Here is a 15,703-nt window from a genome sequence, read left to right as displayed (position 1 = left end):
ATGCTGATACGACAGTAGATTAGTCATCTTAAAGATAAGTTTTTAATGGAACAAATTACGATTGTTTGGATCGCTTTATCATTTTTTACGGGATTCGTGAGTTATCTTGTCCCGAAACTATCCCGTTGGCTGGCTTTGGGGATTGCTTTCTTATCGCTGGGTTATTCAGGATTATTATTTCTTGAACCTTCTCCAGTTACGATTAAATTACTGGATAGTTTTGGGGTGACTTTAATTGCGGATCAACTGAGTAGCTTTTTTATTCTCACCAATGCCGTTGTCACCAGCGCCGTTATTTTTTATTGTTGGCAAAGTGAGAAATCTGCTTTCTTTTTCATGCAGTTGGTGATTCTGCATGGGAGTGTTAACGCCACGTTTATTTGTGCCGATTTAATCAGTCTGTATGTGGCGTTAGAAGTGATTAGTATTGGGGCATTTTTAGTCATTGCTTATCCCCGCAGCGATCGCGCAATTTGGGTCGGCTTACGGTATCTTTTTGTGAGCAATACCGCCATGTTATTTTATCTGGTGGGGACTGGGCTAGTCTATAAAGTGAATCATTCCTTTAGTTTTGCAGGGTTACAAGATTCTCCCCCAGACGCGATCGCGCTAATTTTTCTAGGATTATTAGTTAAAGGGGGGATTTTCTTTTCTGGGTTATGGTTACCCCTCACCCACTCGGAATCGGAAAGCCCTGTGTCAGCAATGTTATCGGGAGTTGTTGTCAAAGCGGGCGTTTTTCCCCTTGTACGCATTGCCTTAATGATTGACACGATCAACCCCATTGTTCGCTTTTTTGGGGTGGGGACAGCCCTGTTAGGGGTCGCTTATGCCGTTTTTGAGAAAGATACCAAACGGATGCTTGCCTTTCATACGATTTCCCAATTGGGATTTGTCCTCGCTGCACCCGTTGTGGGCGGGTTTTATGCGTTAACTCATGGCTTAGTGAAATCTGCTTTATTTTTAATTGCTGGGGTGTTACCGAGTCGCAATTTTAAAGAATTACAACATCAACCGATTCGGACAGAAATTTGGATCGCTTTGGTCATTGCCAGTTTTTCGATTTCTGGATTTCCCTTGCTATCAGGGTTTGGGGCAAAAGTTTTAACCACAAAAAATTTATTACCTTGGCAAGTCATTGGAATGAATATTGCTGCGTTGGGAACTGCCATTTCCTTTGCAAAATTTATCTTTCTTCCCCATGAAACAACCTCAGAAAAAAGTGGATTAAAACGAGGTTTTTGGTTCGCAATGGTAATTTTATTAGGAGGATTAGTTGTCGCCAATGTGTTTTATTATGAAGCCTATACCTTGCAGAATACTATTAAACCCTTAGCCACGATTTTTCTCGGTTGGCTGGTGTATCTTTTCCTGATTAAGAAAATGACTATTAAATTACCCCGCGCGATCGAGCAATTCGATCATCTGATTGGGGTCATGGCTTTGATGTTAATTTTACTCTTTTGGAGCTTATGGACGCGATCGCCTATTTTAATATAATTCTCCGCCTTGCCATCTGGTTTTTACTGACGGCAGATTTTAGTTTAGCTAATATTATTATTGGCGTTACTATTGCTTTTCTCTTACCTCGTCGTTGGACATCCCCAGAACCTTTAAGAGAATGGATTAAAGTCTTATGGAAAACCGTCGTTGCCATTCCCCAAGCCTATATCGAAGCGATCCAAATTATGCTTTTTCCCCACAATGAGGAAGAAATTGTCAGAGAAAAAGTTAAACCCAACCGTACCCCAGGACTCATTTTTTTAGACATCTTTTTAATTACCTTTACCCCCAAAACTATTGTTGTAAAATATCATCAACGAGGTTGGTATGAAGTCCACCGCATCCGACGTAAAATCAGTGACCAGTGAACAGTTATCAGTTATCAGTTATCAGTTATCAGTGACCAGTGACCAGTGACCAGTAACCAGTGACCAGTGACCAGTAACCAGTGACCAGTGACCAGTTATCAGTAACCAGTTAATAGTGAACAGTTATCAGTGACCAGTGACCAGTAACCAGTTAATAGTGACCAGTTAATAGTGGACAATACAGTCTGCAGTGAAAAGAAAGAAAAACTATCCACTCCCTACTAACAAATAAAAAAATGGATTCAATCTTAATTGCCATGATCGGCGCACTTCTCATTCCCATTTACGAAGCCTGTCAAGATGAAGATATCTGGCAAAAAATGCTTGCGTTCGCCAGTATTGCCACCAAAACATCCATTATGATCCTGTTTATTTCGGTCTTACGAGATGACTGGTCACTTGGTGTCGTTGCCGTGATTATTCTAAGTGTTGGTAACGCGGGATTAATGCTACTTGCTCACTTAATTAAACGGTTAGAACAATATGATTAATCTTCTAAGTTATAGCCTCATTTTAATCGGAATTATCTTCTGGTTTTGGGGAACATTGCCCCTCATTGGCAATCGATCTGTTTTATTTAAACTACACAGTCTTTCTGTTGCCGATACCCTAGGTTCAATGAGTATCGTGATTGGTTTACTCCTAAAAATTCCAGAGGAATGGCCCCTCCTGCTATTAGCCATTATTTCTCTAGCGATTTGGAACACGGTATTAGGGTATGTTATCGCCTATTGTTCTAGTGATGAGAGGCATGAAAATGGATAATTATATTTACATCATTGTGGCGTTATTGCCTCTAACTGCATTGACGTTAGTCCTACAAGTCAATCCTTATCAGGCTTTAGTGATACGAGCGATTTTAGGGGCGGTAGCTGCTTTAGTTTATGCGGTTTTGGGGGCTGCGGATGTTGCCCTCACGGAAGCGTTAGTGGGAACGATGTTAGCCATCACTTTGTATGTCGTTGCAGTCCGTTCTTCTTTAGTGATGCGTTTAGGAGTCTTACAAACAGAGACAGAAACCGATCAAAATTTAAAAGATATTATCACCAAAATCAGAAAAATTATTGATCAGTACCATTTACGTTTAGAAATTATTCAATATCCCAATGTGTCTGCGTTAGAATCTGCGTTACACTCACAAGAAATTCACGCTGGTTGTATAACTTGTCAGCAAGACGACTGTCTGTTTCATAACGGAACAACCGTTGTCGATACGCAAAAAACTTATCATGCTGCGGTTCGTGTGCGTCGCCTCTTTGAGATTATGAAAGAGGAGCTAGTCTTTCCAGATACAACTGTTACCTATGTTCCTATCATGAATGAAGAGGAGAAGCACTGATGAAATGGCTTTATGCAGTCGCTGGGTTTGCTTTATTTATTAAAATGTTAGTCTTACCGAATCCAATAGCTGATTGGGAAGAGTTAGCGGTTGTAGAAACAATTGTCTCTGAAAGTGGGGTTTCCAATACGGTATCAGGAATCATTTTTAGAAATCGACTCTATGACACCATTTTTGAAGTCGTTGTTTTTACCATTGCGATTCTAGGGGGGCGATTTCTTTTAGCGAACGAACAACCGACGACAACTGTTGATCAATTTACGGATCATCCCTCGGTTGTGTTAGCACGTCTTGGCGCGACCATCGCTGCTTTAGTTAGCATTGAACTGGCGATTCGCGGTCATTTAAGCCCTGGGGGAGGGTTTGCTGCAGGGGTTGCTGGTGGAACCGCCATTGGTTTAATCGCGATCACCTCAAAATCACAGTGGATGGAAGTGGTTTATCAACGGTGGAAAGCTGCAACAGTTGAAAAAGTATCAGTGCTAATTTTCATTGCTTTAGCCGTGGTTACGTTAGTGGGTTGGGAACTCCCGCAAGGAGAATTAGGAACACTAGTCAGTGGCGGGTTTATTCCCTTTCTGAATATTTTAGTTGCCCTGAAAGTTGCCCTCGGATCTTGGGCGGTCATTTTATTGTTTATTCGCTATCGTGGTTTACTTTAATTCTCCCACCTAATAAGATGGGTTGGTGGGAGAACTCAGAACAGTTAGTCTTGGTCTAAGCCCAGTTCATAAGAAACCTGAATGACTCCTGGAATTTGTTTGGTACTATCGACCAGAGAACGAGCGGTTTGCCGATTATCCACCTTACCAGATAAGAAGACTGACCCATTCGAGGATTGCACCACTAAATTATCATTCATATCTTCAATGGTCTCGATAATTTCTTGGTCTCCCTTGGCGTTTTCTGGGGTTACTCCTTGCACATACTCTAAACCAATATATTGACTAGAAGTTGTTGCTGCTTGCAATTGTTGTTCTGGCTCTGGTTGTCCTGCATTTTGTGGCGCAGCGAGGGCTGTCGGAGTTCCCATCAGTCCCATGCTACTACCCGCAAAGAACATCACGCTGGCAATCAGAACTGACAGACTTAAGATGCGAGACTTTTGGCATAATGCACCGATGAGGGCAACTAATCCTGCTCCCACAAGCAGAGGCAAGATATTTGTGAAGTGTGCCATTTTTGACCTCCTTGTCATTGGGCTCGCTTCTCTAGTGAAGAAGTTTAAAAACGACACTTCTTTAAACCTTCCAACCGAAGAAAGAAAATACATAGCGCTACGCGCTGGGGAAAGGGACAAGGGGAAAGGAATGTTAAAGTTACCTTTTCCCTATCAATGAGGTGGATTTCAATCTGTCAAACACCCGAATCAGTAGTGCTATAGGAGCAAAAAGGAGAACGCCTTAAGAACGTCCCCAAAGCAACTATGAATGAACGGTAACAGCATCAGCAGCAGGGGCTAAGTCTTGAAAGAGCGGTGTACTCAGATAGCGTTCACCATAACTCGGTTGTATCATGACAATCAGTTTCCCTTCATTTTCAGGACGCTGAGCAACTTTAATGGAAGCACAAAGAGCAGCCCCTGTGGAAATACCAGAGAGAATTCCTTCTTCGTTTGCTAAGCGACGACCGTAAAAAATCGCCTCTTCATCGCTGACAGTGACGACTTCATCCAGCATTTGAACATTTAAAACCTTGGGAATAAATCCAGCACCGATTCCTTGGATTTTATGGGGACCGGGTTGTCCGCCCGATAAGATTGGACTGTTACTGGGTTCGACTGCAACCACTTGCAGTTCTGGTTTTCGTTCTTTAATTACTTCTGCAACCCCAGTAATTGTCCCCCCAGTACCAATACCAGCGACAAAAATATCAATGTTGCCCTCTGTATCTTCCCAAATTTCTTCGGCAGTCGTTTGCCGATGGATTTCTGGATTTGCCGAATTATTAAATTGTTGCAACATATAAGCGTTGGGCGTGTTATCAACAATTTCTTGTGCTCGTTGAATGCAGCCTCCCATCCCCTGCATTCCAGGGGTGAGTTCTAATTGTGCGCCATAAGCTCTTAACATGGCTCGGCGCTCATTACTCATGGTTTCGGGCATGGTGAGAATGAGTTTATATCCCTTGGCAGCAGCCGTCATCGCAAGGGCGATTCCCGTATTACCAGAGGTGGGTTCGACTAAAACAGTTTTTCCAGGTTCAATTAAACCTTGTGCTTCGGCAGTATTAATCATGTTAATGCCGATGCGGTCTTTGACAGAGGCGGAAGGGTTCATCCCTTCGAGTTTCAGAACAATCTGACCCACACAGCCTTCACTTGCAGGAATGCGATTAAGTTGGACGAGGGGAGTGCGACCAATGAGTTCGGTGATATTACTGGCGATACGCATAGTTCAAGTACAGTGATAGTTTTTAACGAAAACGGTGCTTTAATCATCAACTGAAAAAAGCACTCATTATATGAAATACCCAAATGCTTGCTAAGATCCCCCCGCTCAGCCTCCTTTGAGAAGGGAGGTTGGGAGGAGGCTCTACGGCTCGGCTTTCAGCCTACGGTAGAGAGCAGACTTTTTCAATTTCATATCACAAGATCCAAACCTGTTCAATTGAATCGTCTTAATCTATCATAATGCAGTGGGTTTAGTGGGTTTAACAATCTATTGTTAGGCTTCAATGATGACTCGTAAGTTTCCCCGTTTACGAACCACTCGACAAGCGGTTGCACCATCGGATTGTTCAAATTCTAAGTCAATGACAGTCTCGCCAATTTTAAGATTATCTAAAGACAAATATTGAATTGAGGCGGGTAAGGTAGGGTGAATAATCCGTAAACAGTTATTGGCTGCATCGGGTTGTAAGTTAATCATTAACTGTAGCAGTTGGAAAACTGTCCCTGTTGCCCAGGCTTGTGGGGAACAGGCTACGGGATAACGCACTGGTGAACGATTGGGCGTGCGTTTGTAGCCACAAAATAGTTCGGGAGGACGGTGATAGGGTTGCTCGCTGCACATATCAATGATGGCTTGGCTCAATTCCAGAGCTTGTTCTACGAAGCCCACGGCCCGTAACCCAGCAGCAATGATGCCATTATCGTGGGGCCAAACGGTTCCTAAATGATAGCCCATGGGGTTATAGGCGGGTGAGAGACTGCTGAGGGTGCGTATTCCCCAACCACTAAATAAATCGGGGGCTTGTAAACGTTCTGCGACACTGTGGGCTTTATCGGGATCTAAAATACCTAAACCGAGACAGTGACCAGGGTTGGAGGTAATGCTATCAATGGGTTTTTTGTTTTCATCAAGGGCGAGGGCGTAATACCCTTGATCTGGAATCCAAAAATCTCGGTTAAATCGGGTTTTGAGTTTTTGCGCTTCTTCGTACCAGCGATCCGCAAGATCTAAACGTTTTTTGAGACGGGCGAGTTGACTGAGGCGCATTTTCGCTGCATAGATATAGCCTTGGACTTCACACAGCGCGATCGCGCCCGTCGCTAATCTTCCTTTGCGATCAACAATACAATCTCCTGAATCTTTCCAACCTTGATTCTGTAACCCCCCAGCAGACTCGCAATGATAATACAAATATCCTCTGGCTTCACAGGCGCGATCAATCCAACCCATCGCAGCAACAGCATTGTCCCACAACTGATGAAACAACTGCTCATCGTGGGTCCAAGTGTAATATTCAGCATAGAGAATCAACCATAACGGGGTGGCATCTACGGTTCCATAATAGGGGGTATGAGGAATTTCTCCGCAGCGTGCCATTTCTCCCGATCGCAGTTCATGGAGAATTTTCCCTGGTGCTTCTTCCCGCCATTGATCATCGACTTTCCCTTGATATTCCGCCAGGGTGAGTAAGGTTTGTCGGGCTATGCGAGAATCTAAAATTAAGGTTTGCCAAGCGGAGATAATGGAATCACGACCGAATAAGGTTGCAAACCAAGGAATCCCTGCCGAAAGAACTTTTCCCTCCCCAAAGGTTTGACCGAGTAAATAAATATCTTTTTCCGCCCGTTCAATAATTTGATTTAAAGCCCGATTATCGGTGCGAATGCGAGTTACCTCATTTTGCCAGTGCTGTTGTTCGCTGACTTCCGAACCATGGGCTTGTTTCAGGGTCATTGGTGCACTGACCACCGAAGCGGGTTTACCATTAATCATCGGCTGTAACCGATAGCCAATTTTCTGGGTTTCATGAGCCTCCAAACTCAAATCCCAAAGGGCTGTATAACCTTTGAAGTCACTGGGAAGTTGATGGGAAAACTGAATTCTCGATTCCATCAAAACGTCATCTAACCCTTGATAGGCTAAGATTAATTCTCCCGTTGCTTCGACTAAAGATTGAATATTTTGACCATTGGTCGTTTGCGGTAAAACTTGTCGCATTAAGTGTCCTCGTTGTGAGCGCACTCGCCCGCGAATTTGAAATAAGTCAATAAAATCAGAACCAAAACTGAGGCTCATTTGAAATTGAACAGGGTCAGTGTTGTAATTGGTAATGGTCAGTTCTTCAAACAGTCCCCCTTGCAGGACAATATCGCGCTGGATGCCGATGGTTTCCGCTTTGAGATGGTCTGGGAAGTAAGGATTGGAACACAGCACAGAGAGGGCAAATCCCTGTTGTGCGGTACTACTGAGGAGAATGGGGGCGTGTCCTTCAATTTGGAGTTCGAGACGATTGAGAAAGCGGGTATCTTGACAAAAAAGCCCCAAGCTGACATCCACTTGCTCATTGTGACAGGTGATGTTGCCAATGGTATCGGTAATCAGGAAAATATCATCTTCTTTTAAAGTCAGCGTGGGCTGTAAACGTTCCGTGCGACTACAGTGCCACTCAGGAATGGGAACTTGTTCGGCTTCGGCAAAACTTCTCCCTTCAAATTCAATGATATCAAGGGTTTCTTGAGACATGATCTTTCCTCCTACCTAGTTCATGGTTAAAACAGGGGTTTGCAGATGACCATTACCCTCTAGCTTTTCCCCCAAAAGTCTTTCATAAACCGCTTCATAACCGTCGGTCATGTGGTGTAGGTTAAAATGTTCGGCAACACGGGTGTAACAACGCTGACGAGAGAGTTGGTTCACTTCGGAAACAGCATTGATACATTCTTCAAGGTTACGACACAAGAAGCCCGTTTCACCGTGGGTAATAATTTCTGAGGTTGCACCCATCGCCATGGCAATGACAGGGGTTCCACAAGCAAGAGATTCAATTGTAACCAGTCCAAAGGGTTCGCGCCACGTAATCGGAAATAGCGTCGCGATCGCGCCTCCCATGAGAATATTTTTCTGGTCGTGGTTCGCTTCTCCTAAAAATTGAATCTGTTCGCCGTCAATGTGTGGGGCAATTTCTTGTTCAAAGAAGGTTTTATCCACAGGGTCAACTTTTCCTGCCATTTTAAGCGGGTATTGGGTTTGTTTGGCAATTGCAATGGCAAGCTGGGGCCCTTTTTCGGGAGACATTCGCCCCAGAAAGGCGAGATAGGGGGGATCTTGAGGTTCAGGATAAAATTGGAACGTTGAGAGCGCGATCGCGTTGTAAACCGTCGCCACATAATTTAACCCTAACTCAGGTCGCCGTTGAGAATGAGAAATCGTGACAAAATTTTGCTGACGATGTTGTTGGAAAATCCCTTCCATCCAAGTGGGGATAATCCCGTGTAAGGTATGGACAACAGGCGTTTTCACTAAATTGGCATAAGGAAACGCACTATAACCCAGATGAGAATGAATGAGATCAAAGTCTTGGGCTTGATTAAACACCTTGCTCAATTCCATTTGCTCATAGACATGATACTCTGCAAGAGAAAAGCCCACAGGTCGTAACGGTTGTTCACAGCAAGCCTCTAAAGTAGCGAGAGTTTCGGAATCGCCCGTTGCGAATAATGTCACCTCATGACCCCGTCTGACTAATTCATCCGTTAATAAACTCACCACTAATTCGGTTCCGCCATAGGTGGGGGGAGGGACTTTTTCCCATAAGGGCGCGATTTGAGCAATTTTCATTACCAACCTCCTGAAACGAATAATTGAGTTGTCTGCAATTGCTTGATTCGGGATCTCTTATTTCAGTGTAATCGTTCTGCGCGATCGGGAACTCCCCAAGGCGAGTCGAAAAAACCGACCTCAAAATTCCCCCCCTTATTTTAAGGGGGGCTAAAAAGGATGAGAGGAAGACAGCCTCCGTTATGAGGAACTTACTCAAACTTGACCATAGCTTCTAAAAGCCTGATCGAGTCTGATGTCCACTTCCTGCTTCCTTTCCATTGGATCTTTCCTAGCAACGTCGGCGTTATCTAGTCCACAGGCTAACACGATGTAACTCACCGCTAAAAATGACTTATTCTTTAACTGTCTTGGTTATCGATCAGTTAAACTTAGCCACCCCACGATTATAGTATTTAATTTGACCAACTAAGTTAAGAAATGGTTAACTTTTAACTTTCTGTTAAAAGCCCCCTCCCTGCTTCCCAAGGAGTAATCTTGATCCGACAAGTATCACTTGGTACTTCCTTACATCAGGGCGTAACCTGAAACCCAGAGGTCATACTTCTTTCCCCGATCTGATGATGTTTCTGCGCGGAAAAAGCTAACGCTTTGCTTTGAAGTTAGGCTGTCTGATCGTCCATACATTCGGGTGGGTCGCAACCAATTTTATTATAGAACAAAGTCGGGCTTCGTTGTAAAGTTCGCGCTTCACCCCCACCTAATTCGTGAGGTGGGGGAATTCTCGCTCACGTCAGTTAAAAATGCGTCGCCACCACGGCTCTGAATCATTCCCTTGAATCTCAACAAAATCCATATTACGGGTAATTTGCTCCAAACTCCAACCCGTTAAACTAGAAAGCCTTTGCGCGTTTTGTTCTTGCCGATCGCGCACTTGTTGATAATATTGTCTGGCTTCTGGACAATCTGCTTCTCCGTCATAAGGATGACGAATCACATAACGTCCTTGGAAAAATTGACGATTGGGCGTTTCTTGAAACCGCAAATCTTGGGGATATAAATCGCGATTGTAACGCAGATGAAGCCGAGTAATAAAAACCGAATTGTCCTCCCAAAACACACCCGCTTTTTTTAATTCCTCTCGATTGAGAGGTTGGGCGGAACAGGGATCGCAACTTCCCATATCCCAAGCATATTCTAAAAAGACTGTTTTTCCATTGTTCTCGTCCCAACTTTTTTCAAACATGGCTTGGTAAAACTCAGGGAATTTTCCATCTTCTTTGATATAGACAGGAAGATCCATATTGGAGGGAATTTTGACAGTGCGATAATTGGTTACTTCCGTTTGACCTTTGGGAGAAAGGAGGTAAACTAGTAAGTCTTGATTCCCCTGTGCATTTAATGTTCCTAAACGAATCGGTAACATAAATCGAGAGGATTCAAACGCCATTTGTAACGGACGCAAACTGGAAAATGCTTCAGGATTATAGTTTTCTAAATTGACTTTGGCAACAAAAAATTTTAAGTTTTGGCGAATATAAGGCTGTAACAGTTGACTCGCCCCATCAGGGATATTATAGTTGTTGGTTTGCAACCAAGTTTCTAAACCATTGGATTCTTCCGCACTGAGAATAACAATGGAATATTCTCCCACATCAAATTTTTCTTCCACAGTTACGCCCAGAGAATCCGCCGATGGCGATCCTCCTGCTGCTGTCGGTGCATTTAATCGCTGATTTTCTAACATAAAAGGTTGCACGGGACGGCGACAGGGATTATCATCAAAATATTCCACTAAACGAGGGGCACTAAAACTATCAATGCGTTCAATAATTTCTGAGTCTTGAACTTGCACTTGTTCTTCTTTTAAAATGACAGGAACTGGAACCACAAGCGCAAAATCTTCCATTTCTCCTTGATAGTCATTCGCCATTGTTAAAACGGTTCGCTTACCATCACGGGTAATAATCACTTGTGAGGCTTGGTTATATAAGTCGCCATCAGCTTGAGCAACATAAAACCCACAAAACGCAAACGCTGCAGCAGTTTTTATAAAAAAAGCAGCGATCGCGCTAACGGCAATCAAACCTATTTTAAATCTGGACTGTTTCATTTTCATTTCCTCCCAATTGATAACTTTTCCCATTCCAATGAAACCGTTTGCCTTGCCAAAAATAATCGAATACTGGTGTTAAAAAAGAGCAGATAAATAGGGCAAAGAAAGGGGCAGTTGCTAGGAACAATTGATATTTTAGGAATAAAGTTAACAGCGCGATCGCGCTTGCCCAAATCATTCTTCCCCATTTAGCATCAGGAATCGAACGCGGATCACTGAGCATAAAAAAGGCAAATAATAATAAACTGCCACTATTCAATTCATGCCAAAAAATATCCGTTTCCAACCCGAGGAATGTATTACGAGCTAAAATTCCAACACTATAAACTAACAGAAAAACAGCCGTTGTTTCCCAACGCCCCAACCAGCTTAAAATGAGACCACCCATGCCAACAAATAGTAAAGCTAAGGAAAAAGACTCACCCCATTGCCCTGGCGAAATCCATGCTTGATCCGTCAAACATAAAACAGCAATAATGCCAAAGTTTGCTGGATTAAAGAGATGTTTTCCTCGATATTTAATCAGGAATTTACTGAGAATAGCACAGCCAACCGCCAGTCCCATAATGGCTAAAGAATGGGTGCGTAAGAGTAAACATAATCCCAATCCTGTAATTAAAGCACTGCGAGAAATCAGTTCTACGGTTTCTTTTTTCTTAAGGAAAAAAAACGCTAGATATTGGAGACTTAAAGCCCCAATAATTGCGACGACCATCGTTTCTGCATTCAAAGTCTCAAAGCGATGACTCATTACGCCTAAGCCCAGAAACCAACTTAAGGCAAAAACTTGCACATCTCGCAAATCAATTGTCAATTCTGGTATTTGCTTTATCATGCCTCTATGATATAATTCGGTTTGACTCATAGAAGTAGATCTCTGTCCTTAAGTTCCCGATTCAAGTTATAAAAAGCAATAATATTTATATAGCAGTTTTCACCCTTATGAGGTACATTCTAAATTTTGGTTTTTTGTTCTTCGTTCTTTGACCGTTCGACAGGTTAATCAATTATGAACATCCACCGACTCACTTTGTCCATCAAGCGACTAAATCAACGCAAGATGAGGCGTTTAAAAAAAGTCTGAGGAGAAGGAAATCAATGCACTTGATGTAAATTAAGACCATTTTGGAAAAATCAAGTTACACTAATCAACTCGCTCATTGACGGTAGGGTTTGCCTTGGCCACCCTACTACTACTACGAAGGGTAACATCTACTTTTTAAATTGGTATAAAGAGCAAGTAATCCCGCAAAAGGCTTCTAAGCATGACTGAAGAAGAACAACCCTCTGGGATGGAGCGGTATTTTCAATTTCAACAGTTACAAACCAACTTCAAAACTGAACTGGTTGCTGGCTTCACGACCTTTATGACAATGGCATATATTCTCGCTGCCAATCCTGGAATTTTATCCAATGCCATTTTTTTAGAAGAATCTGGCGATTTATTTAATGAACTCGCCATTGCCACTGCGATTTCTGCCGCGATCGCGACCTTTGTCATGGGCATTTATGCCCGCTTTCCCTTTGCTTTAGCCCCTGGAATGGGATTAAACGCTTATTTTGCCTTTTCCGTGGTTTTAGGAGAAGGGATTTCTTGGCAAACCGCACTGGCAGCAGTGTTGATGGAAGGCATGGTGTTTGTTCTTCTCACAATCACGAATATTCGGAGATTGGTGGTTGCAGCGATTCCACAATGTCTCAAAGCAGCCACCACCGCAGGAATTGGTGGATTTATTGCTTATATTGCCCTCCAAAGTAGTGGCATCATCGCCAACTCCGACACCACCCTCACTACCTTAGGCAATCTTGCCTCACCGAAAACAGGAATTGCGATCATCGGACTCTTTTTGACCGCAGCTTTAACTGCCAGACGCATCAAAGGGGGACTGTTGTGGGGCATTTTAGGGACAGCAATGCTTGCTTGGATCGCAGGAATCGCCCCCTGGCCGAGGGCTATTATTGGTTTTCCCAGCCTTCCCTCTCATTTATTTGGACAAGCCTGGGTTGGGTTAACTCAGATTTCTCCTGCTGCTACAGGTGAACTCCTAACGGTGTTATTTGTCTTTTTATTTGTGGACTTTTTCGATACCGTGGGGACAGTAACGGGCTTAGGAATGCGAACGGGATACATCCAAGAAAATGGTGAATTTCCAGGAGTGAATCGAGCCTTGCTTGCTGATGCGGTGGGCACCGTTACTGGCGCAATTTTTGGCACATCAACCGTCACCAGTTATATTGAATCCGCTTCTGGGGTAGCCGAAGGAGGACGCAGTGGCTTGACGGCAGTTGTCACGGGCACTTTATTTTTACTGTCAATTTTCTTTATTCCCCTGCTGGTCGCTATTCCCGCGATCGCGACAGCCCCGACTTTAATTATTGTCGGGGTTTTAATGGTAGGGAGCATTCGTGATATTGAGTGGGATGATCCCGCAGAAGCGATTCCCTCTTTTTTAACCATGATCATGATGCCCCTAAGCTACTCCATTGCGGATGGGTTAGCTGCGGGTTTGATTTCCTTTCCCCTGATTAAACTGTTTCAAGGCAAAGCACAAGACATTCCCTTTGCCATTTGGATCATTGCGGTTGCTTTTCTGGTCAAGTTCATTTTAGAAACCTCTTGATTAAGCCAAAAATCTACTGTTTAATCCCTGTGCTACTAATCCCTTGAATAAACTGTCGTTGTCCAATGAAAAATAAAATCACAACTGGTACGGTAGCAATAATAACCGCAGCCATTAGTAAAGACCAATTACTGGTAAACTGTTCTTGAAATTGGGCTAAGGCAAGTTGAACAGTTGTTAACTCAGGACGAGTCGTAAAAACTAAGGGTTTAAATAAATCATTCCATTCCCCGATAAAAGTAAAAAGAAAAACAGTGACCAGTGCGGGCTTGGCTAAGGGCAGCATGATATCTTTCAAAATGTGCCAACGGTTTGCCCCATCCAGTGCAGCAGCTTCTTCTAATTCAATTGGAATTGTTGTGAAATATTGACGCATTAAAAAAATGCTAAATCCATTCACGGCTGTCGGCAAAATTAACGCCCCATAAGTATTAATTAAGCCACCGAATTTTAACACTAAAAAAATCGGAATGATTAATAACTGAAACGGAATAACCAAGGTTGCTAATATAATCAATAACAAAGTACGCCGACCGCGAAATTGAAGCCGTGCTAACGCATACCCTGCCAAAGAAGCTGTGAGTAATTGTAGGGCGGTAACACTTAAGGCGACCAATGTAGAATTGCCAAAAGCAAGGAGAAAATCTCCCCGTTGCCATGCTTCCCAATAATTGTTGAAGGTTAAGGATGAAAAATTAAAATTTCCTGTGGTGATTATTCCCGCAGGGGCTAAAGAAGTCAGGAAAATAATCCCTAGGGGGGATAAGACAATGAAACTGCCCAAGATGAGCAACACAGAGCGTAAACGATTTTTCATGGCTGACTACTAAGATTGATCGATAGTTGGCTAAGGATGAACCGCCAGGAGAGGGTCAGACAATGACTAATGTACAGACCTTCCATGGAACATCTCGACCAATAACAAAGCGTTAAGATAAGGGTGAGGTAATCGTTTCTATAGAAAGATTCAAAGCGATTCACAACCAGATTTTGGCGAAAACGCCTAACCTGTATATATTATTGGTGATAAGGAAGCCATAGGAGATCATATACTTATGCAAGATGTTGCAGTTACCCCAACTTTAGATTACAACAGCGAAACCTACAAAGATGCTTATAGCCGAATCAACGCGATCGTAATCGAAGGGGAACAAGAAGCCAAAGACAATTATTTACATCTCATTGAATTATTACCCGATAGTAAAGAGGAACTGACTCGCCTTTCCAAAATGGAAGCGCGACACAAAAAAGGGTTTCAAGCCTGTGGCAAAAACTTAAATGTGACTCCTGACATGGAGTTTGCACAAGAATTCTTTGCACAATTACATCAAAACTTCCAAGATGCACTTGCAGAAGGCAAAATCGTTACCTGCTTGCTGATTCAAGCTCTAATTATCGAATGTTTTGCTATTTCCGCATACAACATTTATATTCCTGTTGCTGACCCCTTTGCACGGAAAATTACTGAAGGTGTCGTTAAAGATGAATATACTCACCTTAACTATGGAGAAGAGTGGCTCAAAGCTAATTTTGACAGCGCGAAAGAAGAATTAGAAGAAGCCAACCGTCAAAACCTTCCCATTGTTTGGAAAATGCTGAACCAAGTCGCTGCTGATGCCAACGTCTTGGGCATGGAAAAAGATGCTTTAGTGGAAGACTTTATGATTGCTTATGGTGAAGCCTTGAGTAACATCGGGTTTAATACTCGGGAAATTATGAAGATGTCTGCTTATGGACTGCGAGAAGGTTAAGTTCACTGAGTAGTTTTGCAACTCACTTAGAATGACTTCAGTCTAACGTCCTCG

General features: G+C 43.1%; 15 protein-coding genes. 8 read left to right on the top strand and 7 right to left on the bottom strand.

Features of this window, described 5'->3' with window-relative positions:
* Nucleotides 1-45: 45 nt before the first annotated feature.
* From PCC7418_RS04880 to PCC7418_RS04855, 6 genes are all read left to right on the top strand, one after another.
* Nucleotides 46-1,500, top strand: coding sequence for a cation:proton antiporter (locus PCC7418_RS04880; RefSeq protein WP_015225061.1), 1,455 nt, complete (start codon nt 46-48; stop codon nt 1,498-1,500).
* A complete protein-coding gene (locus PCC7418_RS04875; protein WP_015225060.1) occupies nt 1,473-1,871 on the top strand; it encodes a Na+/H+ antiporter subunit E in 399 nt (132 codons plus the stop codon). Before PCC7418_RS04880 ends, PCC7418_RS04875 begins: the two co-directional genes overlap by 28 nt.
* Before the next feature lie 236 nt (nt 1,872-2,107).
* On the top strand, nt 2,108-2,362 hold the full coding sequence (locus PCC7418_RS04870) for a hypothetical protein (protein ID WP_015225059.1): 255 nt from the start codon (nt 2,108-2,110) through the stop codon (nt 2,360-2,362).
* A complete protein-coding gene (locus PCC7418_RS04865) occupies nt 2,355-2,636 on the top strand; it encodes a monovalent cation/H(+) antiporter subunit G (RefSeq protein ID WP_015225058.1) in 282 nt (93 codons plus the stop codon). The genes PCC7418_RS04870 and PCC7418_RS04865 overlap by 8 nt, the downstream gene beginning before the upstream one ends.
* Nucleotides 2,629-3,210, top strand: coding sequence for a DUF4040 domain-containing protein (locus PCC7418_RS04860; RefSeq protein ID WP_015225057.1), 582 nt, complete (start codon nt 2,629-2,631; stop codon nt 3,208-3,210). Before PCC7418_RS04865 ends, PCC7418_RS04860 begins: the two co-directional genes overlap by 8 nt.
* On the top strand, nt 3,210-3,872 hold the full coding sequence (locus PCC7418_RS04855; protein WP_015225056.1) for a Na(+)/H(+) antiporter subunit B: 663 nt from the start codon (nt 3,210-3,212) through the stop codon (nt 3,870-3,872). Before PCC7418_RS04860 ends, PCC7418_RS04855 begins: the two co-directional genes overlap by 1 nt.
* Before the next feature lie 44 nt (nt 3,873-3,916).
* Here the strand turns inward: PCC7418_RS04855 and PCC7418_RS19280 are convergent, their stop codons facing one another.
* From PCC7418_RS19280 to PCC7418_RS04825, 6 genes are all read right to left on the bottom strand, one after another.
* Nucleotides 3,917-4,390 carry a BON domain-containing protein gene (locus tag PCC7418_RS19280; protein ID WP_015225055.1) on the bottom strand — a complete coding sequence of 158 codons (474 nt, stop codon included), beginning with the start codon at nt 4,388-4,390 and terminating at the stop codon, nt 3,917-3,919.
* A gap of 244 nt (nt 4,391-4,634) precedes the next feature.
* On the bottom strand, nt 4,635-5,603 hold the full coding sequence (gene cysK / locus PCC7418_RS04845) for a cysteine synthase A (RefSeq protein ID WP_015225054.1): 969 nt from the start codon (nt 5,601-5,603) through the stop codon (nt 4,635-4,637).
* A gap of 273 nt (nt 5,604-5,876) precedes the next feature.
* Entirely contained in the window at nt 5,877-8,126 is a 2,250-nt protein-coding gene (locus PCC7418_RS04840) for an amylo-alpha-1,6-glucosidase (protein WP_015225053.1), read from the bottom strand.
* A gap of 15 nt (nt 8,127-8,141) precedes the next feature.
* A complete protein-coding gene (locus PCC7418_RS04835) occupies nt 8,142-9,221 on the bottom strand; it encodes a glycosyltransferase family 4 protein (protein WP_015225052.1) in 1,080 nt (359 codons plus the stop codon).
* Between the two features lie 733 nt (nt 9,222-9,954).
* On the bottom strand, nt 9,955-11,274 hold the full coding sequence (locus PCC7418_RS04830; RefSeq protein ID WP_015225051.1) for a DUF2330 domain-containing protein: 1,320 nt from the start codon (nt 11,272-11,274) through the stop codon (nt 9,955-9,957).
* Nucleotides 11,255-12,112, bottom strand: a complete 858-nt coding sequence (locus tag PCC7418_RS04825) for an RnfABCDGE type electron transport complex subunit D (protein WP_041596461.1) — start codon at nt 12,110-12,112, stop codon at nt 11,255-11,257. The genes PCC7418_RS04830 and PCC7418_RS04825 overlap by 20 nt, the downstream gene beginning before the upstream one ends.
* A 430-nt stretch (nt 12,113-12,542) precedes the next feature.
* On the opposite strand from PCC7418_RS04825, the gene PCC7418_RS04820 reads away from it, so the two are divergent.
* The gene (locus PCC7418_RS04820; RefSeq protein WP_015225049.1) at nt 12,543-13,898 is read left to right on the top strand and encodes an NCS2 family permease; all 1,356 of its coding nucleotides are present in this window, start codon (nt 12,543-12,545) and stop codon (nt 13,896-13,898) included.
* A gap of 13 nt (nt 13,899-13,911) precedes the next feature.
* Here the strand turns inward: PCC7418_RS04820 and PCC7418_RS04815 are convergent, their stop codons facing one another.
* Nucleotides 13,912-14,715: a carbohydrate ABC transporter permease gene (locus tag PCC7418_RS04815; RefSeq protein ID WP_015225048.1), complete on the bottom strand. Its 804-nt coding sequence runs from the start codon at nt 14,713-14,715 to the stop codon at nt 13,912-13,914.
* A 238-nt stretch (nt 14,716-14,953) separates the two neighbouring features.
* Between PCC7418_RS04815 and PCC7418_RS04810 the strand changes: the two genes are divergently transcribed.
* Nucleotides 14,954-15,649, top strand: a complete 696-nt coding sequence (locus tag PCC7418_RS04810; RefSeq protein WP_015225047.1) for an aldehyde oxygenase (deformylating) — start codon at nt 14,954-14,956, stop codon at nt 15,647-15,649.
* The last annotated feature ends 54 nt before the right edge of the window (nt 15,650-15,703 follow it).

Origin of the sequence: Halothece sp. PCC 7418 (genome assembly GCF_000317635.1) — a bacterium.
Classification (GTDB): domain Bacteria; phylum Cyanobacteriota; class Cyanobacteriia; order Cyanobacteriales; family Rubidibacteraceae; genus Halothece.
The sequence above is the reverse complement of the archived record's forward strand: the minus strand, read 5'-3'. Positions and strand labels throughout refer to the sequence as shown.